The sequence below is a fragment of the Luteimonas sp. MJ250 genome (assembly GCF_039548455.1).
Classification (GTDB): Bacteria; Pseudomonadota; Gammaproteobacteria; order Xanthomonadales; family Xanthomonadaceae; genus Luteimonas.
Genome location: NZ_JBCLVB010000010.1, coordinates 328,576 through 349,557 on the forward strand (window position 1 = coordinate 328,576; position 20,982 = coordinate 349,557).

General features: G+C 69.5%; 17 protein-coding genes and 1 tRNA gene. 11 read left to right on the forward strand and 7 right to left on the reverse strand.

Features of this window, described 5'->3' with window-relative positions; translation table 11 throughout:
• Positions 1–177 precede the first annotated feature (177 nt).
• From fdnG to selD, 8 genes are all read left to right on the forward strand, one after another.
• Positions 178–3,246 carry a formate dehydrogenase-N subunit alpha gene (gene fdnG / locus WCE37_RS05140; RefSeq protein WP_343278410.1) on the forward strand — a complete coding sequence of 1,023 codons (3,069 nt, stop codon included), beginning with the start codon at positions 178–180 and terminating at the stop codon, positions 3,244–3,246.
• A 10-nt stretch (positions 3,247–3,256) separates the two neighbouring features.
• Entirely contained in the window at positions 3,257–4,195 is a 939-nt protein-coding gene (gene fdxH / locus WCE37_RS05145; protein WP_343278411.1) for a formate dehydrogenase subunit beta, read from the forward strand.
• On the forward strand, positions 4,188–4,832 hold the full coding sequence (locus WCE37_RS05150) for a formate dehydrogenase subunit gamma (RefSeq protein ID WP_343275854.1): 645 nt from the start codon (positions 4,188–4,190) through the stop codon (positions 4,830–4,832). The genes fdxH and WCE37_RS05150 overlap by 8 nt, the downstream gene beginning before the upstream one ends.
• A gap of 119 nt (positions 4,833–4,951) precedes the next feature.
• On the forward strand, positions 4,952–5,881 hold the full coding sequence (gene fdhE, locus WCE37_RS05155; RefSeq protein ID WP_343278412.1) for a formate dehydrogenase accessory protein FdhE: 930 nt from the start codon (positions 4,952–4,954) through the stop codon (positions 5,879–5,881).
• Between the two features lie 3 nt (positions 5,882–5,884).
• A complete protein-coding gene (gene selA, locus WCE37_RS05160; protein WP_343278413.1) occupies positions 5,885–7,315 on the forward strand; it encodes an L-seryl-tRNA(Sec) selenium transferase in 1,431 nt (476 codons plus the stop codon).
• A complete protein-coding gene (gene selB, locus WCE37_RS05165) occupies positions 7,312–9,306 on the forward strand; it encodes a selenocysteine-specific translation elongation factor (protein WP_343278414.1) in 1,995 nt (664 codons plus the stop codon). The genes selA and selB overlap by 4 nt, the downstream gene beginning before the upstream one ends.
• A gap of 25 nt (positions 9,307–9,331) precedes the next feature.
• A tRNA-Sec gene (locus WCE37_RS05170) sits at positions 9,332–9,427 on the forward strand.
• Between the two features lie 42 nt (positions 9,428–9,469).
• Positions 9,470–10,543 (forward strand): selenide, water dikinase SelD, encoded by a 1,074-nt coding sequence (gene selD / locus WCE37_RS05175; protein ID WP_343254175.1) that lies wholly within the window; start codon positions 9,470–9,472, stop codon positions 10,541–10,543.
• Here selD and WCE37_RS05180 read toward each other — a convergent pair.
• From WCE37_RS05180 to WCE37_RS05190, 3 genes are all read right to left on the reverse strand, one after another.
• Positions 10,540–13,062, reverse strand: coding sequence for a diguanylate cyclase (locus tag WCE37_RS05180; RefSeq protein WP_343278415.1), 2,523 nt, complete (start codon positions 13,060–13,062; stop codon positions 10,540–10,542). The two genes, selD and WCE37_RS05180, sit on opposite strands and share 4 nt — an antisense overlap.
• 28 nt (positions 13,063–13,090) lie before the next feature.
• Positions 13,091–13,309, reverse strand: a complete 219-nt coding sequence (locus WCE37_RS05185; protein ID WP_343254173.1) for a hypothetical protein — start codon at positions 13,307–13,309, stop codon at positions 13,091–13,093.
• An 81-nt stretch (positions 13,310–13,390) separates the two neighbouring features.
• Positions 13,391–14,032 carry a DUF2799 domain-containing protein gene (locus tag WCE37_RS05190; protein ID WP_343278416.1) on the reverse strand — a complete coding sequence of 214 codons (642 nt, stop codon included), beginning with the start codon at positions 14,030–14,032 and terminating at the stop codon, positions 13,391–13,393.
• 181 nt (positions 14,033–14,213) lie between these two features.
• On the opposite strand from WCE37_RS05190, the gene WCE37_RS05195 reads away from it, so the two are divergent.
• Genes WCE37_RS05195 through WCE37_RS05205 form a run of 3 tightly spaced genes read left to right on the forward strand, consistent with a single transcriptional unit; the run spans position 14,214 to position 17,256 of the window.
• Positions 14,214–14,960: an N-formylglutamate amidohydrolase gene (locus tag WCE37_RS05195; protein WP_343278417.1), complete on the forward strand. Its 747-nt coding sequence runs from the start codon at positions 14,214–14,216 to the stop codon at positions 14,958–14,960.
• The gene (locus tag WCE37_RS05200) at positions 14,957–16,198 is read left to right on the forward strand and encodes a tyrosine/phenylalanine carboxypeptidase domain-containing protein (RefSeq protein ID WP_343278418.1); all 1,242 of its coding nucleotides are present in this window, start codon (positions 14,957–14,959) and stop codon (positions 16,196–16,198) included. The genes WCE37_RS05195 and WCE37_RS05200 overlap by 4 nt, the downstream gene beginning before the upstream one ends.
• Complete coding sequence (locus tag WCE37_RS05205) at positions 16,195–17,256, forward strand: hypothetical protein (protein WP_343278419.1); 1,062 nt, start codon at positions 16,195–16,197, stop codon at positions 17,254–17,256. The genes WCE37_RS05200 and WCE37_RS05205 overlap by 4 nt, the downstream gene beginning before the upstream one ends.
• 6 nt (positions 17,257–17,262) lie before the next feature.
• Here WCE37_RS05205 and xth read toward each other — a convergent pair whose 3' ends face one another.
• The 4 genes from xth to WCE37_RS05225 form a co-directional block, all read right to left on the reverse strand.
• Positions 17,263–18,060, reverse strand: a complete 798-nt coding sequence (gene xth / locus WCE37_RS05210) for an exodeoxyribonuclease III (protein ID WP_343278420.1) — start codon at positions 18,058–18,060, stop codon at positions 17,263–17,265.
• Between the two features lie 142 nt (positions 18,061–18,202).
• Positions 18,203–18,880 carry a phosphoesterase gene (locus WCE37_RS05215; protein ID WP_343278421.1) on the reverse strand — a complete coding sequence of 226 codons (678 nt, stop codon included), beginning with the start codon at positions 18,878–18,880 and terminating at the stop codon, positions 18,203–18,205.
• A 65-nt stretch (positions 18,881–18,945) separates the two neighbouring features.
• Positions 18,946–19,227 carry a hypothetical protein gene (locus WCE37_RS05220; protein WP_343278422.1) on the reverse strand — a complete coding sequence of 94 codons (282 nt, stop codon included), beginning with the start codon at positions 19,225–19,227 and terminating at the stop codon, positions 18,946–18,948.
• Positions 19,228–19,372: 145 nt separating this feature from the next.
• Positions 19,373–20,947 (reverse strand): amidohydrolase family protein, encoded by a 1,575-nt coding sequence (locus WCE37_RS05225; protein ID WP_343278423.1) that lies wholly within the window; start codon positions 20,945–20,947, stop codon positions 19,373–19,375.
• Positions 20,948–20,982: the final 35 nt, after the last annotated feature.

A 20,982-nucleotide genomic window follows, 5' to 3' on the forward strand; every position in this document is an offset into this window, starting at 1 on the left:
CCGTGTGGTTTACCTATTCACCAGCGAAGTCTATCCTGCGTTCTGGCGTTCCACGCGCCAGGCAGGGCGTGGCATTCCAGCAAGATAGGTCCGCGATCCGACGCCGCCACGCACACGCGGGTGACAACAGGCAGACGCCACCGGACTGTCCAGCCACTTCAACTCGAGGATCGCTTCATGGTCAGCATGAATCGACGGCAGTTCCTCAAGGTCTCGGGCACCGGGCTCGCCGGGTCAAGCCTGGCGCTGCTCGGCGCCAGTCCGGTACCGGCAATGGCCGAGGTGCGCCAGTTCAAACTGGCGCGCATGACCGAGACCAGGAACACCTGTCCCTATTGTTCAGTCGCCTGCGGCATCCTCATGTACGGTCTGGGCGATGGCGCGAAGAACGCCGCCGCCAGCATCGTCCACATCGAGGGCGACCAGGACCACCCGGTCAACCGCGGCACGCTCTGCCCCAAGGGCGCCGGCCTGCTCGACTTCGTCAACAGCCCCAACCGGCTCAGGCAGCCGGAGTACCGTGCGCCCGGCTCGGACAAATGGGAGGCGGTGTCCTGGGATGACGCCATCGACCGCGTCGCCCGGCTGATGAAGGACGACCGCGACGCCAACTTCGTCACCACCACCGAAGAGGGCAAGACGGTCAACCGCTGGCTCACCACCGGCATGCTCGCGGCCTCGGCCAGCCCCAACGAAGTCGGCTACATCACCCACAAGGTGATCCGCAGCCTCGGCATCCTCCCATTCGACAACCAGGCCCGCGTTTGACACGGCCCGACGGTGGCAGGTCTTGCCCCGACGTTTGGCCGTGGAGCGATGACGAACCATTGGGTCGACATCAAGAACGCGGACGTTGTACTGATCATGGGCGGCAACGCAGCCGAGGCCCATCCCTGCGGGTTCAAGTGGGTCACTGAAGCCAAAGCGCACAACGCCGCCAAGCTGATCGTGGTCGATCCGCGCTTCAACCGCTCGGCATCGGTCGCGGACTATTACGCCCCGATCCGCACCGGCACCGACATCGTGTTCCTGGGCGCGGCGATCAAGTGGCTGATCGACAACGACCGCATCCAGCACGAATACGTCCGCAACTACACGGACATGAGCTTCATCGTGCGCGAGGACTTCGCGTTCGACGAAGGCACGTACTCGGGCTACAACGCGGAAACGCGCACCTACGACAAGTCCAGCTGGGACTACGAGCGCGGCGCCGACGGCTTCGTCGCCACCGACCCGACGATGCAGCACCCGCGCTGCGTCTATCAGCTGCTGAAGAAGCACTACGAGCGCTACACGCCGGAGATGGTCGAGCGCGTCTGCGGCACCACCAAGGAAGAGTTCCTGACCGTGGTCGAGATGCTGGCGACCACCGCCACCCCCGACCGCGCCGGCACCATCCTGTATGCGCTGGGCTGGACCCAGCACTCCATCGGCTCGCAGATCATCCGCACCGGCGCCATGCTGCAGCTGCTGCTGGGCAACATCGGCATCGCCGGCGGCGGCATGAACGCATTGCGCGGGCATTCCAACATCCAGGGCCTGACCGACCTGGGCCTGATGACCAACCTGCTGCCGGGCTACCTGACCCTGCCCAACGAGGGCGAGCAGGATTACCAGGGCTATATCCAGGCGCGCACCCAGCACGCGCTGCGGCCCAACCAGCTCAGCTACTGGCAGCACTACTCCAAGTTCCACGTCAGCCTGATGAAGACCTGGTGGGGCGATGCCGCGACCGCTGAAAACGACTGGGCCTTCGACTACCTGCCCAAGCTCGATCGTCCCTACGACATGCTGCAGACCTATGAGCTGATGGATGCCGGCAAGGTCAACGGCTACATCTGCCAGGGCTTCAACCCGCTCGCGGCCGCGCCCAACAAGGCGAAGATGAACTCGTCGCTGGCGAAGCTGAAGTACATGGTCGTCATGGATCCGCTGGTGACCGAGACCTCCGAGTTCTGGAAGAACTACGGCAAGCACAACGACGTCGACAGCGCCGCCATCCAGACCGAAGTCATCCGCCTGCCCACGACCTGCTTCGCCGAGGAGGAAGGCGCGCTGGTGAACTCGGGACGCTGGCTGCAGTGGCACTGGAAGGGCGCCGAACCGCCGGGCCAGGCCAAGAGCGACATCGAGATCATGGCCCTGATCCACATGCGGCTGCGCGAGCTGTATGAAACCGAGGGTGGCGCCTTCCCCGAGCCGATCCTCAACCTGACCTGGAACTACGCCCAGCCCCGGCATCCCAGCGCGACCGAGCTCGCGATGGAGTACAACGGCCGCGCGCTGGACGACCTGCGGGCGGCAAACGACCCCTCGCGCATCACCCGCCGCGCGGGCGAGCAGCTGTCCGGCTTCGGCGAGCTGCGCGACGACGGCAGCACCGCCAGCGGCTGCTGGATCTATGCCGGTGCCTGGACCCAGGACGGCAACATGATGGCGCGTCGCGACAACAGCGATCCGACCGGCATCGGCCAGACCCTCAACTGGGCCTGGGCGTGGCCGGCCAACCGCCGCATCCTGTACAACCGCGCTTCCGCGGACACGGCCGGAAACCCCTTCGACCCGAAGCGGCCCCTGGTGTACTGGGACGGCGAGCGCTGGGGCGGTGCCGACGTGCCCGACTACAAGGGCGACGAGGACCCGGCCGACGGCATGGGGCCCTTCATCATGAACCCCGAAGGCGTGGCCCGCTTCTTTGCACGCGGCGCGATGGCCGAAGGCCCGTTCCCGACCCACTACGAGCCATTCGAAACGCCGCTGGGCTACAACCCGGTCTACCCGGATTCGCAGCAGGCCACCAGCAACCCGGCCGCGCGCCTGTTCGACAGCGACCGGGCGACGATGGGCACGGTGGCGGACTACCCGTACGTGGGGACCACCTACCGGCTCACCGAGCACTTCCACTACTGGACCAAGCACGCGAAGCTCAATGCGATCCTGCAGCCGGAGCAGTTCGTGGAGATCGGCGAAGGCCTGGCACACGAGATCGGCGTCGGCAACGGCGACCGGGTGCGGGTCTCGTCCAAGCGCGGCCACATCGAGGCCGTGGCGGTGGTGACCAAGCGCATCCGCGCGCTGAAGGTCGACGGCAAGACCGTGCACCACGTCGGCATCCCGATCCACTGGGGCTTCGTGGGCCTGGCCAAGCCGGGCTACCTGGCCAACACGCTCACGCCCTCGGTCGGCGACGGCAACTCGAACACACCCGAGTTCAAGTCGTTCCTCGTGAACGTGGAAAAGGCATAGGAGACGCGCAATGGCCCTGCAATCGCTCGACATCAAACGCGTTTCCGCCACCACCACACAGCCGCCGGCCATCCGTGAACCGGTCACGGGCGGGGTCGCCAAGCTGATCGATGCCAGCAAGTGCATCGGCTGCAAGGCCTGCCAGGTGGCGTGCATGGAGTGGAACGACCTGCGCGACGAGGTCGGTGACAACGTCGGCGTGTACGACAACCCGGCCGACCTGACCCCGCATTCGTGGACGGTGATGCGCTTCGCCGAGCACGAGAACGAGGACGGCGGCCTGGAATGGCTGATCCGCAAGGACGGCTGCATGCACTGCGAGGACCCGGGCTGCCTGAAGGCCTGTCCGTCCCCCGGTGCGATCGTGCAGTACACCAACGGTATCGTGGATTTCCACGAGGAGAACTGCATCGGCTGCGGCTACTGCGTCACCGGCTGCCCGTTCGACGTGCCGCGGATCTCGAAGAAGGACAACAAGGCCTACAAGTGCACGCTGTGCTCCGACCGCGTCGCGGTCGGCCAGGCGCCGGCCTGCGCCAAGGTCTGCCCGACCGGCGCGATCGAGTTCGGCACCAAGGAGCGGATGATCGAGCACGCCGAGCTTCGCATCACCGACCTGAAGTCGCGCGGCTTCGAGAATGCCGGGCTGTACGACCCCGCCGGGGTGGGCGGCACCCACGTCATGTACGTGCTGCACCACGCCGACAGGCCGGGGCTGTACAGCGGCCTGCCGGAAGATCCAAAGATCAGCCCGATGGTGGCGCTGTGGAAGGGTGCGGCAAAGCCCCTGGGCCTGGCCGCGATGGCGTTGACCGCCGTGGCCGGGTTCTTCCATTACGTCCGCGTCGGCCGCAACGTGGTCAGCGAAGAGGAAGAGCGCGAGGCCGCGAAGTCACTCGCCGAGGGTCCGCCCGCGGGTAGCCGCGCAGAGGAGCATCGCCATGACTGAGCATCGGCCACCACGCGAGATCCTCCGCTACAGCGCCAACGAGCGCACCAACCACTGGCTGGTGGCGATCAGCTTCGTGCTGGCCGGACTGTCCGGGCTGGCGCTCTACCATCCGGCGATGAGCTGGTTGTACGCGCTGTTCGGCGGCGGTCCCTGGACGCGCATCCTGCATCCCTTCATCGGCGTGTTCATGTTCGTGGTGTTCTTCCTGTTCGCCGCGCGCATGTGGGGCTCCAACCGGATCGATGCGCGCGACCGGCAGTGGCTGCGCCAGATCGATGACGTGGCCGCCGGACGCGAGGACAGGCTGCCTGAGGTGGGTCGCTACAACGCCGGGCAGAAGCTGCTGTTCTGGGGCCTGGTGGCGTGCATGCTGGGCCTGCTCGCGACCGGCGTGGTGATGTGGCAGCCGTGGTTCGCACCCATCTTCCCCGTCACGATCATTCGCGCGGCTTCGGTCGTCCACGCGATCCTGGCCACGGTGATCATCTGCATGATCATCTTCCACGCGTATACCGGCTTCTGGGTCAAGGGCGCGATGCGCGCGATGCTGCAGGGTCAGGTCACCCGTGGCTGGGCGTGGAAACACCACCGTGGCTGGCTGCGCGAACTGGACCGCGACACCGAGGGCAAGTAACACGGGCCGCGGCGCGACCGCGGCTTTGCCCTTGCCGACGGCAATGACCTAACCTGCCCCATCGGGGTCAACGGCGCGCCCTGGCGCGCCGTCCTTTTACTGCTGCCCATGGAGGCACCGTGCCGCGCATCCTGCCGCGAGGCGAGATTGAAAACCTCGACCACACCCGCATTCCCCGCATGCGTATGCCGCAGCGCGCGGGCTTCTTCTCCGATCGCGCCGCGCGCCTGCGCAGCCTGGCCGAAACCAGTGCGGTCGGCGACTACCTCCGGCTGATGGCAAGCCTGGCGGAAGCCCAGCACCGCGCGCTGAAGGGCTTCACGCCGCCGGCACCCGATCCGGACGCGGTCGCATTGGCGAAAACGCACGACATGCCACCGCTGCCGGCCACCAGCCTGGCGCGCGGCACCGAGTGGCGCATGCTGCTGGCGCTGCTTCTGGATGACGTCGGCGGCCATGGCGATACGCCCGCGCAGGCCGTCGAAGCCTGCGCCGCCCTGCGCCGCACGCTCGAGTCCACCCCGCAGCGGGTCGAGGAGATGGCCGATGCGCTCCTCGCCGGCCGCGTCGAAGGCGCGGACGTGGCGCCTGCGCCCTTCGTCATGGCTGCGCTGCAGGTGTACTGGACGGCGATGGCGATCGGGTTCGAGGAGTCGCAGCTGCCCGTCGGCAGCTTCGGCCTTTGCCCCTGCTGCGGCACGCCGCCGGTGGCCAGCGTGATCCGCGTCGGCGGCGCCCACGACGGCTACCGTTACCTGTGCTGCCCGCTGTGCAGCTGCGAATGGCACCTTGAGCGGGTGAAGTGCTCCCACTGCACCAGCACCAAGGGCATCGCCTACCACTTCATCGAGGATGGCCCGGAGGCGATCAGGGCGGAGTCCTGCGACGCCTGCAAGAGCTACCGCAAGATTTTCCACCAGAACAAGGACCTGTACGTGGAGCCGGTGGCAGACGACCTTGGCAGCCTGGCGCTGGACATGCTGATGGGCGAAGAAGGCTACGCCCGCCGCAGCGGCAACCCGCTGCTGTGGCAGGACACCGGGGACTGAGCGATGCGCGCGGCTGGCGAGGACGGCGCAGCGGCATCGGCGAGCGATATCCCCTCGCTCGACCGGCTGCTCAAGGACCCGGGGCTGCGGGAGCTGCTGGCACGGCACGGACCGGGCCGCGTGACCGCCGTGCTGCGCACCCGGCTTGATGCCTTGCGCGAGACGGCGCTGGCAGGAACGCTGCCGCGGCACGCGCTGGAACCGGAGGCGCTGGCCGCGGACCTCGCGCAGGCGCTGCAGCGTGATTCGCGGCCGCGCCTGCGCACCGTATTCAACCTCACCGGCACCGTGCTGCACACCAACCTCGGCCGCGCGCTGCTGCCGGACGAGGCCGTGGCCTCGGTGGTGCGCGCGCTCACCGCGCCGGTGGCGCTCGAGTTCGACCTCGAGCGCGGCGGCCGCGGCGACCGCGACGCGCTGGTCGAAGGCCTGCTGTGCGAACTGACCGGCGCCGAAGCCGCCACCGTGGTCAACAACAACGCCGCCGCGGTGCTGCTGATGCTGAACTCGCTGGCCAACCGCCGCGACGTCGTCGTCTCGCGCGGCGAGCTTGTCGAGATCGGCGGCGCCTTCCGCATTCCCGACATCATGAAGCGCGCCGGCGCGCGCCTGCTCGAAGTCGGCACCACCAACCGCACCCATCCCGCCGACTACGCCGACGCCATCGGCACGCGCACGGCGATGCTGATGAAGGTCCACTGCAGCAACTACGCGATCTCGGGCTTCACCCGCAGCGTGGACACCGCCGAAGCCGCCGCGATCGCGCGCGGACACGGCCTGCCCCTGGGCGTGGACCTGGGCAGCGGCAGCCTGCTCGACCCCGCCCGCTGGGGCCTGCCGCACGAGCCCACGGTGCGCGAGACGCTGGCGGCCGGCGCCGACCTGGTCACCTTCAGCGGCGACAAGCTGCTTGGCGGTCCGCAGGCCGGGCTGCTGGTCGGCCGCGCCGATTTGATCGCGAAGATCCGCAGGAACCCGCTCAAGCGCGCCCTCCGCGTGGGCAAGCTGACCCTGGCCGCGCTGGAGCCGGTGCTGGCGCTGTATCGCAGCCCTGAGTTCCTGCCCGAGCGCCTGACCACGCTGCGCCTGATGCTTCGGCCGCAGGCGGCGATGCAGGCGCAGGCGGCGCGGCTGTCGCCGCCGCTGCAGGATGCACTGGGCGAAACCTGGAGCGTTGCGGCCGCCCCCATGCACAGCCAGATCGGCAGCGGCGCGATGCCGGTCGAAGCCTTGCCGAGCTGGGGACTGTCGCTGCGGTTCATGGGCAAGGGCCGCCGCGGGCGCGCGCTCGGGTCCCTCGCGAAGGCGCTGAGGGAGCTGTCGCGGCCGGTCATCGGGCGTGTCTCCGACGATGCCCTGTGGCTGGACCTGCGCTGTCTGGAAGAACACGACGAAGCGGCTTTCGCCGCCCAGCTGGAGGAACTGCGCGCGTGATCGTCGGCACCGCCGGCCACATCGACCACGGCAAGACCAGCCTCGTGCGTGCGCTCACCGGCGTGGAGACCGACCGGCTGAAGGAAGAGAAGGCGCGCGGGATCTCCATCGAACTCGGTTATGCCTATACGCCCCTGCCCGACGGCGGCGTGCTCGGCTTCATCGACGTGCCCGGCCACGAGAAGCTGGTGCACACGATGGCTGCGGGCGCGTCGGGCATCGACTTCGGCCTGCTGGTGGTGGCCGCCGACGACGGCGTGATGCCGCAGACCCGCGAGCACCTGGCGATCCTCGGGCTGTTGGGCGTGACCCGCGGCGCCGTTGCGCTGACCAAGGCCGACCGCGCCGACGGCGCGCGGCTGGATGAGGTGCGCGCGCAGCTCCGGGCACTGCTGCAGGGCGGACCGCTGGCCGATGCACCGGTGTTCGCGGTCAACGCCACCAGCGGCAACGATCCGGGCGTCGACGCGCTGCGTACCCACCTGCAGCAGTGCGCGGCGAACCATCGCAGCCGCGACGCCGGCGGGCTGTTCCGACTGGCCGTGGATCGCGCCTTCACCCTCCCCGGCCACGGCACCGTCGTGACCGGCACCGTGTTCGGCGGCCGCACCAGCGCAGGCGATGACAGCGCCAACCTGGTGCTTGCGCCCGCCGGCCGACCCGTGCGCGTGCGCGCCATCCACGCCCAGAACCAGGCCAGCGCCGACGGCCACGCCGGCCAGCGCTGCGCGCTCAACCTCGCCGGCATCGACAAGGGCGCGATCGACCGCGGCGACTGGATCGCCGATGCGCGCGCCTTCCTGCCCACCCGCAACATCGACGTCGAACTGCGCCTTCTTGCCGACGCCGGCGGCGCGGTCGGCAACTGGGCGCCGCTGCACGTCCACCTGGGCACGGCGCGCAGGCTGGCGCACGCCGTGCCGCTGTCGATCGGCGAGATCACGCCCGGCGTCAGCGGCCGCGTGCAGCTGGTGTTTGACGAAGCGCTGTGCGCGACGCCCGGCGACCGGTTCATCGTGCGCGACGCCCAGGCCAGCCGCACCATCGGCGGCGGACGGGTGCTCGACCCCGACGCGCCTGCCCGACGCCGGCGCTCGCCGCAGCGCCTGGCCTGGCTGGACGGCATCGCGGCGATGCTTGATGGCGATGGCCTGGCCGCCGTGCTGGACCAGGCCCCGCACGGCGTGGACGAAGCTGCCCTGGTGCGCATGACCGGCATCCCGCCCGAACGCTTGCGGCTGCCCCACGGTGCGCACTGGCTCTCGCCAAGGCTCGCCGCGCGCGTCGCCATCGCCGATGGACACCTGCAGGCGCTGCAGGCCCGCATCGGCCAGGCGCTTGCCGACTTCCACCGTGACAGTCCCGACGAACCCGGTCCCGATGCAGCGCGCCTGCGTCGCATCGCCCTGCCCACGGCGCCCGCCGCGCTGTGGCACGCGCTGCTCGACGAGCTCACGACTGCCGGTCGCGTACGCCGCAACGGCCCCTGGCTGCACCTGCCCGGCCACAGCATCACCCTGGACCCGGCCGACACCGCCCTCGCCGGCCGCCTGCTGGCGCGACTCGCCGAAGGCGGCTTCGACCCGCCGTGGGTGCGCGACCTCGCCCGCATCGAGGACGTACCGGAAGAGCGCGTGCGCCGCCTGCTGCGCACGCTCGCACTGCAGGGCGAGGCCTACCAGGCGGTGCGGGACCTGTTCTACCACCGTGACCGCATGCGCGAGCTGGCCACGCTTGCCTGTGGCATCGCCAGGCGCGATGGCAGCATCGAAGCCGCCCGCTTCCGCGACGCCAGCGGCCTCGGCCGCAAGCGCGCGATCCAGCTCCTCGAATTCCTCGACCGTACCGGTCTCACCCGACGCGTGCGCGACGGCCACGTCGTGCGCGAGGACAGTGCCTGGCTGCAGTCATTGCGGGTGGATCCCGAAGGCCGTGCAAGGGAAGGCGCCATCGCCGACAATGCGCCCTCAGTCGGAGGCCACGACGCCTGAGGCGCCGCGACACGACAACTCACGTGGAAGGCAAGCGCGCCCGGTGGCGCGGCCGGGCTTCAAACCCGGTTGGGGGCGTCAGCCGCTCCCAGGCAGGTTCGACTCCTGTTGCCTTCCGCCACTCCCGCGCCCGGCGCGGATGACCGACGCCAGAGAGCACGCCATGCCTGCAGATCCAGACGCACCCATGTCCGCCGGCACCGCGCCACGCCTCACCTCGCTCTCCCACGGTGGCGGCTGCGGCTGCAAGATCGCGCCGGGCGTGCTGGCCGACCTGCTCAGGCGCGCGGCGCCGGCGCCCGTCTGGCCACAACTGATGGTCGGCAAGGACACCGCCGACGACGCCGCCGTCTACAGGCTCAACGACGGCCAGGCGCTGATCGCCACCACCGACTTCTTCATGCCGATCGTCGACGACCCCTACGACTTCGGCCGCATCGCCGCCACCAACGCGCTCTCGGACGTCTACGCCATGGGCGGCACGCCGGTCATGGCGCTGGCCATCGTCGGCATGCCGATCAACGTGCTGCCACACGCGGTGATCGCGGACATCCTGCGCGGCGGCGAGGATGCGTGCGCGGACGCAGGCATCCCGGTGGCCGGCGGCCACAGCATCGATTCGGTCGAACCGATCTACGGCCTTGCGGCGATGGGCATCGCGCATCCCGACCGCATCCGCCGCAACAGCGACGCGCGTCCCGGCGACCTGCTGGTGCTGGGCAAGCCGCTGGGCGTCGGCGTGCTGTCGGCGGCGCTCAAGCGCGGCGTGCTCGACGACGCCGGCTACAGGGCCATGATCGAGACCACCACGCGACTCAACCGTCCCGGCATCGCGCTGGCCGCCCTGCCCGGCGTGCACGCGATGACCGACGTCACCGGCTTCGGCCTGCTTGGCCACGCGCTGGAACTCGCGCGCGGCGCCGGGCTGACCGTGCGCCTGCGCTACGACGACCTGCCCTGGCTGCCGGGCGTGCAGGCACTGGCCGCCGACGGCGTGGTCACCGGCGCGTCCGGCCGCAACTGGACGGCCTACGGCGACGGCGTGAAGCAGGGCGACCGCATCGACAAGGCCGCCCGCGACCTGCTCACCGACCCGCAGACCTCCGGTGGCCTGCTGGTGTCATGCGCGCCGCAGGCGCTGCACCAGGTCCTGGACGCCTTCCATGCCGGCGGCTTCGACGAGGCCGCGATCATCGGGGAAACCCGCGCGGGGCCAGCGCAGGTCGAGGTGAGCTAGGCCCGCGGCCCGCTGCCGGCGACCGCGGCCACGATGTGGTCTTCGCAGTCCGCACCCTGGACGTCTCGCAGCTCGCCCAGCGGCGGGATGACCAGGGTGGTGTACTCCTCGTAACGCGCCCCCGGCAGGTCGGCCAGGCGCAGCCGCTCGATCCGCGGCTGTTCGATCGGCAGCCGGGCCGCTTCGTACAGCACCACCTCGTGATCGGCGGGGTACCAGCGCAGCAGCCTGTCGACCAGTGCCTGCAGCCCCTCGGGCTCCGCATGCAGGCGCGTGCAGCTGAGGTCACCGGACAGCGCCACCTGCCACAGCAGCACCAGGCCTGCGGTGTCGGGCCGGCGGTCGTAGACCAGGAAGTGGGTCGCCTCGAGTGACTGCACGCCGCGTTGGCCGGGGTCGATGCCGAGGTCGGCGTACAGGCAGGCCTCGGCGGACACGCCCGGCTCCATGCGCGCCGGGATGCCCTCCGCGCGCGCCTTGCGGATCACCGCGTGCGGCACGTCGGCAAACACGCCGGGGTGGCCATAGAACACCGCGCACACCTGCTTGCCGGCGCGCACCTCGGCCATGATCGCAGCGTCGATCTCGCGGTAGATCTCGCGCCGGTCCCTGCCCGGCAGGTAGTGCGCTCCCAGGTTGATGGCGTCGGGGCGGAAGCTGGAGATCATCGCCAGCGCGAAAGGATCGGTCAGGCAGAACACCACCTGTGCTTCGCGGATCTCCGACAGGCAGCGTTCGCTGACGTGGCGCCCGAACTCGATGCCGCTGCCGACCACGACCAGGCCGGACGTGGACGACGTGGCCATGTCCCTGCGCACCACCCGGTCGCGGCCATCGTGCTTGGCGCGGTAGAGCGCCTGGTCGGCCTGGTGGATCAGCTGCTCCAGCGTATCGATGGAGCCGTCGTCCTGGCAGATGCCCGAGCTGAGCTTGAAGCGAAAGGTCTGGCCGAACACCGTGATCGGCTCGATGCGCTCGCCCAGGCGCTGCAGCAGCGCTTCGGCTTCGTTCGCGTCGGCGTCGAGCAGGATGGTGAATTCGTCGCCGCCACTGCGTCCGGCGATGCCCTGCCCGCCCACCACCTCGCTGATCCATGAACCCAGTGAACGCAGCGCCTCGTCACCGGCCGCGTGGCCGTGGCTGTCGTTGACCTGCTTGAACCTGTCGATGTCGGCGACGATCGCCGTGAATGGCCGCCTTGCGCTGCGGGCGGACGCGAACGCCGCCTCGCCGAGCCTGCGGATCTGCTGATAGTTGTACAGCCGGGTGAGGCTGTCGTGCTCCGACTGCCAGCGGTAGCGTCGGCGCTCGCGGGCGGAGCGGCGCAGCAGGCCCCACAGCAGGATGGCCGTGACCAGCAACCCGGCCACGCCCACGGCAAGCAGCAGCTGCGTGCGCTTGGTCGCGGTGACCTGTACCGCCGCAAGCTCCCTGCCGGCTTCGAGCAGGGCGATCTGATGCTCCTTCAGGCGGGTATCGAACTCCACCTGCAGGTAGGCCAGCCGGCGCTCGCGACCGTCGCGCTCCGCGGCTTCCGAGGCCCCCATCGCAGTCCTGAAGTGGGCAAGTGCCTCGGTGAGCTCACCGCGCCGTTCCGCCAGCCGGGCCAGCAGGCCCTCGGTCTCGGCGATCGCGAAGTGGGACTCCTGCGTCTGATAATAATCAAGAGCGTCCTCGAGCAGCGAACCTGCCTCGTCGAGCCCGCGGTCGGACTCGATCAGGCTTTCCGCCACCACGAGCCTGGCGCTCCATGCACCGGCGGCAAAGCCCGCTGCCTGGAACTCCGCCAGCGCCTCGCGCGCCCAGCGAAGTGCTTCATCGTGGCGGCCCTGGCCAGCCAGCATCTTGCCCACGCCATACTTGCCATTGGCCACGAACACAGGCTCGCCGGCGCGGGTGCAGGCGTCGATCTGGCGACGCCGCCAGGTTTCGGCTTCGCGGAAATTGTGCGCGTGGTCTTCGGCCAGGGCCATGTCGGCCAGGGCCAGGCACAGCGCGCGGGCGTCGGTCCCGGTTTCGACGAGTTCCAGCGCGCGCAGCGCCAACTCGCGCGCCTTGCCGGTTTCACCGACCAGGGTGTGCAGGTAGCTGGCGACGCCCAGCAGGCCGGCCGCCTCGCCGGGCGCCTCGGGCAGGGCCGACAGCCCCTCGCCCAACCAGGCGAATGCCCGCGGCCAGTCCTCGACGTTCGCCGCCATGCTGATGGCCGTGACATAGACGCGCATGCGCAATCGCGGCGCCAGCTGCTGCTGCAGCAGCTCGGCCAGTCCCGCGATCGCGGACGCCTGGTCGCCTGCCAGCCCGAGGTTGCGCAGGCGGACGAAGTCGAGGCGCTGGCGCTGATCCGGGGTGAGTTCGTCAATTCGCGGGGCAAGGCCCTCGATGCGCGCGTTGGACTGCTGCCAGTGGGCGGTGACCGCCAGCCGCTCGATCTCCGCGACTTCGGTCTCGAGCACATCGGAAAAGGCCGGCGCGCTCAAGGCCAGCCACAGGAACGCGATGAAGATCAGCCGGTACATGCACGGACGATCGACCAGGTGGGCTCGACTACTTTTCGTACGATTTGATGATGTGGTTGGTGGCGAATTGCCCGGCCTCCAGGCCGGTCAGCCGCTGCACCGCCGCATAGTCGCAGTCCAGCATCGCCTTGCACTCTTCATCGGACAGGCCGGCGCGCGTGACCACCCGACCGGGGTCCTTTGCATAGTCCGCGGCCAGCGCGGCATCGCTGCCAAGGTTCCTCATCAGTTCAAGCAGTTTGGACATGTCCCCTCTCCCTTTGAACAGTCACCACCCCGAAGCAACCAACATTAACACAGGGTCGTGGCACCACCCATGGGCGGACTGCTACCAGCCCCCACCGCCATACATCGACGGCAGCCTGCGCATGACCTGGTCCAGTTCACGCTCGGCCAGGCCGTGGCGGCGGTGCGCATGCCCGAGTTCATCCTCGGCACGCCGCGTGTCGTCGCGCAGCCGGCGCAGCTCCCGTTCCAGCTCCTTGCGATCCTCGGCGGAGATCCCGTCACGACCGATCCGCTCGCGCGTCCTGTCGGTGTCCTTGCGCAGCTGGCGGATCCTGTGTTCCTGCGTCGAGATCTCCGAGCGCGCCCGTTCGACGTACTGCCGGGCATCGTGGACCACGCGGCCATCGGCATAGCCGGCGAGGAAGTCCGCTTCGGCCCAGGCCGGACAGACGCCGGCATAGCTGCGGCCGTTGCTTCCGGCCTCGAAGCCGCGGTAGGGCGTGCAGTATTCCTCCAGCCCGCGTTCCCGCGCCGCCAGGTACAGGCGCGCGTCCACGCTGATGCCGTGGGCCATGCACGCCGCTTCGTGGTCGGCCAGGCGCGAGGGCGCATGACCGGCGGCACCGTCCTGGTAACCGGCCCGCTCCCAGTTGCCCGCCATGCACTGGTCCCGGCTCATCGTCGCGCAGCCCGCGAGCAGCACCAGCAGCACGCACATCGCGACACATCCAATTCCCCGCATGTACCGCTCCGTATGATCGATGGGCCAGCCGCGGCTCGTCCCGTACATCACCCATTGACGATATGCGGGGTCCGAAGCGGACATCCATCACGGGCCGGTCATTGCGCGCTTGCGAGCATCGCTTCGCATGCAGACAGCCCCCCACCCCGCAGCATGGGACATCACGGCGAACGAGGGCCCCGTGATCGCGACCGCCATCCACGACGGCCATGCCATCCGCCCCGACCTGCAGCCGCTGCTGGCCCTGCCCGACGCCGAGCGGATGCGCGAGGAGGATCCGCTCACAGGCCTTCTGACCGCCGTTGGTGACGTGCGCATCCGGGTGCCGACCTCGCGTTTCGAAGTCGACCTCAACCGCCCGCGCGACGGCGCGGTCTATGCAAGGCCGGAGGATTGCTGGGGCCTGGACGTCTGGAATTCGCCGCTGCCCGAGGCTTCGATCGCCCGCTCGCTGGACGCCTGGGACCGCTTCTACGCCATGGTCACCGAGCGCATCGAACGCTTGCTGGAACGCTGGGAAGCGGTGCTCCTGATCGACCTGCACAGCTACAACCACCGCCGCGACGGGCCCGACGCCACGCCGGCGCCGCAGGCGGACAACCCCGACATCGAGCTTGGCCTGACCACCGCGGATCCCGACCGCTGGAGCGACGTCACCGCGCGCTTCGCCGACGCCCTGCGCGCAGCTCCGCTTGATGGCCGTGAGCTGGACGTACGCGCCAACGTGCGCTTCCCCACCGGCGGTCACTTCCCGGAATGGGCGTACGCGCGCTGGGGCTCCCGGGTCTGCACGATTTCGCCCGAGTACAAGAAAATCTTCATGGACGAGTGGACGGGCCAGGCCGACATCGCCTCCCTGTACGCACTTCGCGACGGCCTGCAGGCGGCGGTCGATGCCGTTCGCCCCGCGTTCGAGGCGCGACGGTGAGCGCCGGGACACCCGCAACGAACGCGACTGCAACGCCTGCATTGCAGCCGCTGCCGCCGGTCGCCGCCGAAGTCGATGCCGCGCTTGTCGCGATCGATGCCGAGCTCGACTGGCTGCTTGCCCTGAACCCGCTCGACAGCGACGCCCTGTGGGACCACTTCGACGCCAGCGGCCGCACCGAGGTGCCGTCGCTGCGCTATGCCGAGCCTGCGACCGACCTGCATGCGATGCGCAGGCGGCTGTTCGCGCTGCCCACGGAGCGGATCGAATCCCCGCTGCTGGCGGGCGTGCTGGAGGAAAAGCAGCGCGACCTCGACCGCACCATCGAACTGGTGCGCCTGCGCGGCACCGACGGCTTCCTCGACGCCAGCATCGAACTGTTCGGCGGCGTCGAGGCCGGGCTGCTGGAGCTGGCCAACGGCATCCTCGCCACGGTGGATGTGGGCGACCCGCTGCCGGGCGACATCGGCGTGGACGCGGTGGTCGCGGCGGTCGAGGACGAAGTGGCCTGGTACTGCGAGCGGGCGCCGGACTTCGACCTGCAGGTCGTGGTCGACGCCGACGTCGGTTCGCTGATGATGGTCTCCCACGGCACGCTGTACCTCGACGCGCAGCTGCGCCTGCCCGAGGCGCGGCTGCAGCCGCTGGTGCAGCACGAAGTCGGCACCCACGTCGTCACCCGCTACAACGGCCTGCGCCAGCCGCTGCGGCAGCTCGCGGTCGGCCTGGCGCAGTACGACCCGCTGCAGGAAGGCCTGGGCGTGCTGGCCGAGTTCCTGACCGGCTACCTGCCCGGCGAGCGCCTGCGCATCCTCGCCGCGCGCGTGGTCGCCGCCGACATGGCCATCCATGGCGAGCATATCCCCGCGATCTTCGCCTGCCTGCACGGGCAACACGACCTGCCCACCGACGACGCCTTCGACATCGCCGTGCGCGCGCGGCGCGGCGGCGGCCTGACCAAGGACGCGGTGTACCTGCGCGGGCTGCGCGACCTGCTCGACCATCTCCGCGGCGGCGGAGCCTTCGAGGCGCTGTTCGCCGGCAAGTTCGCGCTGTCGCACCTGCCGGTGCTTGAGCAACTGGCCGATTCGGGCTGGGTGGCGCCGCCCCTGCTGCTGCCGCGGTATGCCGGCGCCGACGGCTTCGCCGACGCCCTTGCGCACTGCCGCACGCTCGGCGTCGAAACCCTCTACCACCCCCACCTCCCCCCGACCTCCCTCCAGGAGCAAGCACCATGAGAGACCGGCCGATGCGCCTGGGCTTCGTCGTCAACGACGTTGCGACCGAAAAGAACAACTACACCACCATCCGCCTGGCGCGGCGGGCGGCGAACATGGGCCACCAGGTGGCGCTGATCGGCCTGGGCGAGTTCCTGTACGACGCCAACGGCACGGTGCGCGCGAAGGCGCACGTGCCGCGCGGCGACAGCTATGCCGACGACGACGCCCTGCTTGCGGAAATCCAGGGCGAAGACGCCGACACCGATCGCATCAACGTCGAAGAGCTCGACGTGCTGATGCTGCGCAGCGACCCGGCCGAAGAAGTCGTCGACCGCCCCTGGGCGCCCAACAGCGCCCTGCTGTTCGCGCAGCTGGTGACCCATCGCGGCGTGATCGTGCTCAACGATCCGACCCATCTCACCGACGCTTCCAACAAGACCTATTTCCAGCACTTTCCCGAGGCCGTGCGTCCGGTGACCTGCATCAGCCGCGACGCCGATGAGCTCAAGTCCTTCATCACCTCGCACCAGGGCCGCGGCGTGATCAAGCCGCTGCAGGGCTCCGGTGGCCAGGGCGTGTTCGTGCTCGACGGCGATGACGGCGCCAACCTCAACCAGATGATCGACGCGGTGATCCGCGACGGGTACGCGATCGCACAGGAGTACCTGCCCAAGGCCGCCGACGGCGACCTGCGGCTGATCACCCTCAACGGCCGCCCGCTGAAGGTCGAAGGCCAGTACGCCTGCTTCCGCCGCTACAACGACAGCGGCGACGCGCGCAGCAACATCAGCGCCGGCGGCAAGATCGAACTGGTCGAGCCCGACGCCGACGCCCTGCGGCTGGCGGAGCTGGTCGCACCCAAGCTGATCCGCGACGGCATGTACATGACCGGCCTCGACATCGTCGGCGACAAGCTGATGGAAGTGAACGTCGACACGCCCGGCGGCATCAACATGGCCGAGGAGCTGACCGGCGTGGACTTCAGCGGCCACATCATCAGCGACCTCGCGCGCAAGGTGCGCCTGCGCGACCAGTACGACGGCAGCCTGCGCAACGTCGAGCTCGCGATGCTGTAGCGGTGTCTATTTCGGCGCGCCGACCTCCACCCAGGTCGGCGCATGGTCGCTGGCCTTTTCCTGCAGCCGCACCCAGCGGTCCACGCCGGCGGCCTTCAGGCGCTTGGCGAGCACCGGATTGAGCAGCACGTGGTCGATGCGCAGCCCGCGGTCGCGCTCGGCGTGCTGCCGGAAGTAGTCCCAGAAGGTGTAGATCGTGTCATCGCCAGAAACCTGGCGCAGCGCATCGGTCCAGCCCTGCTCCAGCAGGCGCTCCCAGGCCTCGCGCGTCTCCGGCTGTATCAGCGCATCCTTGCGCCAGGCCTTGGGATCGTAGACGTCCTGGTCGGTGGGGATCACGTTGAAGTCGCCGAGCAGCGCCACCGGGTGTGGCAGGTCGACCAGCGTTTTGGCATGCCGCCGCAGGCGCGCCATCCACTTCAGCTTGTAGTCGAATTTCGGCCCCGGCTGCGGGTTGCCGTTGGGGAGGTAGATGGCCGCCACGATGATGCCGTGCACGGCGGCTTCGATGTAGCGGCTCTGGGTGTCGTCCGGATCGCCGGGCAGCCCGCGGCGGCTCTCCGCCGGGTCGACGCCACGCCCCAGGATCGCCACGCCGTTCCAGGAGCGCTGCCCCTGCCAGACGGCCCCGTATCCGGCGTCCGCAAGTTCGGCCGCGGGAAACGATTCGTCCTGCGCCTTCAGCTCCTGCAGCGCCACGGCGTCCGGCTGTTCCTTCGCCAGCCAGTCCAGCAGCTGGGGCAGGCGCGTGCCGATGCCGTTGACGTTGAACGTCGCCAGCTTGAGTGTCTTTGCGCGTGCCATCGAAAAAAACTCTCCAGGACATGCCTGGATGGTCGCAGGCCCCTTGTCGCGATGACGTGCCCGCCTGGCGGGGCACCCGCCTCCGCCGCGTGCAGCAGCGCTGCCCGCAGCACCGGCGGATCACGCGAAAGCTTCGCCGGAGTCAGGTGTGGAGGATCGCATGTCGCACCCCAAAAACGAGAACCCCCGCACCCGCCGCCGCACCAAGTGCAGCTCCGGCCACCACATCCCGAACGGTATGACGGTGCAGCGCCAGGCGTGACCACGACACGATTGCCGCCAGCGCCAGAAGAGCCCCGGCGACCCATGCCAGGGGCCACGCCAGGAAGGCCGAGAACACGATGAAGCCGACGTGCAGCGACGCCTTGAACCAGGCCCGCAGCAGGTGGCAGGCGCCGACCATGGCGGCCGCCATCGCGAAACCAGTGGAAACCTGCGCATCCTGCCCGGCAGCAAGCAAGGCCATCGCGGCGATCATGAGCGCGATGGCGAGCAGCGGATTGAGCTGGTTGCGCTCACTGGGAACGGACGCATCGATATGGGCCCACGTCCCGGACCTCACCTGCGCGAAGCTGTACACAAGGGCGCTGACAGCGACTGCCAATGCCGCGAACAGGATGACCCCGACTGCCGGGGGCGTGGCATCCCGCCGGGCTGCAGCCAGCGTGATGGTTGCCGGAACCACGATGGCGGGGTGGCCGGCAATGGACACCGCACGCGCCACGGTGCCCCGTGACGCCTGGCTGCCGAAACCTTCAGATGGGCACATGACGAAACGCTGGCCCACATGCAGCTCGTGCTGCCGCTGGCGCCGGAGCATGGCGCCTGCGCAAAGACAGTCGGTGTCCGGAGCCGGGGAACAGCGCGGGCGATTCCTTGATCAAGTCACATTCGCCAGGTCGCTGGATCTTCCGCAATCTTCCGAACCGACTTCAGCGCGTCGTTGGTCTCATAACCACCAAGCGTCCGGGCCTCGATCAGGATCCGCATATCGCTGTCGGAGGGACCGTCGTCTGTACAAGGCAAAGGATAGGCGTCCCAGACACCGAGGAGCTCGGCCGGGAAACGCAATTCGCCAGCTTCGGAATCAGCCGCTGCCGCAACCGGCGGGAGACACAGCAGGGACAAGGCGACCACGATGGTGCAAATACGCATGACGTCCTCCATGACTTCGACAGCGCTCCGAGCCTAGCATCGCCCACGGCCCGATCGAAGTCGGGGATGGCCGCAAGGGTTGGCCGTTCCCGCCCCCAGCTTCGAACGGTGCGGTGCCGCTCTGGAGCGAGATCGTCGGCGTCACCGCCCGGCACGGCTAGCGCCTGCGCAACAGCCGCCCCGGGCGTTGCTTGTGCACTTCGCCGTCCTCCAGCGCAGGCTGGCCGTTCACCATCACCAGATCGAAGCCTTCGGCCATCGCGGTCGGGTTCACGTAATCCGCGCGCGCCCGCACGCGCGCCGGATCGAACAGCACCAGGTCGGCCTTTGCGCCGATGCGGATGGTGCCGCGATCGGCAAGACCCAGGATCCAGGCCGGCAGCGAGGTCGCCCTGCGCACCGCTTCCTCCAGCGTGACCCGCGGCTGCCCGATCACGAAGTCCTCGATCCACTTGGCGAAGGTTGCCGCCCCGCGCGGGTGGCTGCCGCCCGGCGAGCCATCGCTTGCCACCGCCACGCGCGGATCCAGCAGCAGCCGGTCCTGCAGCGCCCGATCCATGACGAAGTGCGCGGCCTGGCCGCCGCCGGGGCCGATGTCGAGCAGGACATCGGCGAACGGCGTGTCGCGGGCTTCGGCCACCTGCAACAGCGTCTTGCCGGCGTGCGGGCCCTCGCCGAACAGCAAGGCCCCGGGGCCGCCGCGCTGCGTCATGCGCTGTTGCAGGTATGCGCGCAGTTCGTCGCGCCTCTCCTCAAGCACGGCGGCGTAGTCGCCCGGGGGCAGCGCCCATTCCGGGAACAGGATCGACACGCCGGTGTAGCTGGCTTCGTAGGGATAGGCGTCGGCGGTCAGCGGCTGGCCGGGCCCGCGCAGCGACTCCAGGAACGCGAGCAGCTCTTCCGCAGCGGCCTCGCCTTTGCCATAGACCATCTTGAGGTGCGAAACGTGGGCGCGCGCAGGGCCGGCGGCGGCGACCAGCTCACGGATGGACGCACGCACGTCGTCGACGTCCTCGGAGCGCATATGGCTCATGGCAACGCCGTTGTAGCGGGCGATCACCGGGCCCAGGCCGGCGAGCTCGCGCTGTCCGGCATAGCGGCCGGGTACGTACTCGAGCCCGGTGGACATGCCGAAGGCACCGGCGCGCAGGTCGGCTTCAAGGATGGCCTGCATGCGCGCCAGCTGCGCGTCGGAAGGCTGGCGGGTGCCGTCGTCGATGCCGGCGCGGCGGCGCAACGTGCCGTGGCCGGACAGGGTGGCGATGTTGATATCCGATGCCGCGCGCTCCACCGCGTCCATCCAGGATGGCAGGCTGCCGGCATCGTGGCGCGTGCCCGGCAGCGCCGGGCTGCCGCCGTCCTGGCCCAGCACCACGGTGGTCACGCCCATGGCGAGGAAGGGCGTGAACGCGGTCTTGAGCGGATCGCCGTGCGTATGCAGGTCGATGAAGCCCGGCGCCAGCACGCGGCCGCCGCCCTCGACCACCCGCAGGCCGCGCATGTCCGCGTCCGGCAGGCGGCCGATGTGGCCGATGCGATCGCCGCGAACCAGCACGTCGGTGCGCTGCGCCGGTGCGCCACTGCCGTCGACCAACAGCACGTCGCGCAGCACCCGACCCGGCGCCTGCCCGCCGGATCCCGCGCGCAGGTGATCCAGCGGCAACATCGCGCAGGCAGCGCCCGCCGCCATCGCGCCCAGGAACCTGCGCCGGGAGTCTTTCGATTCAAGCATGGTCATTCCAGTCGAGCATGGCGGTAGCCAACAGT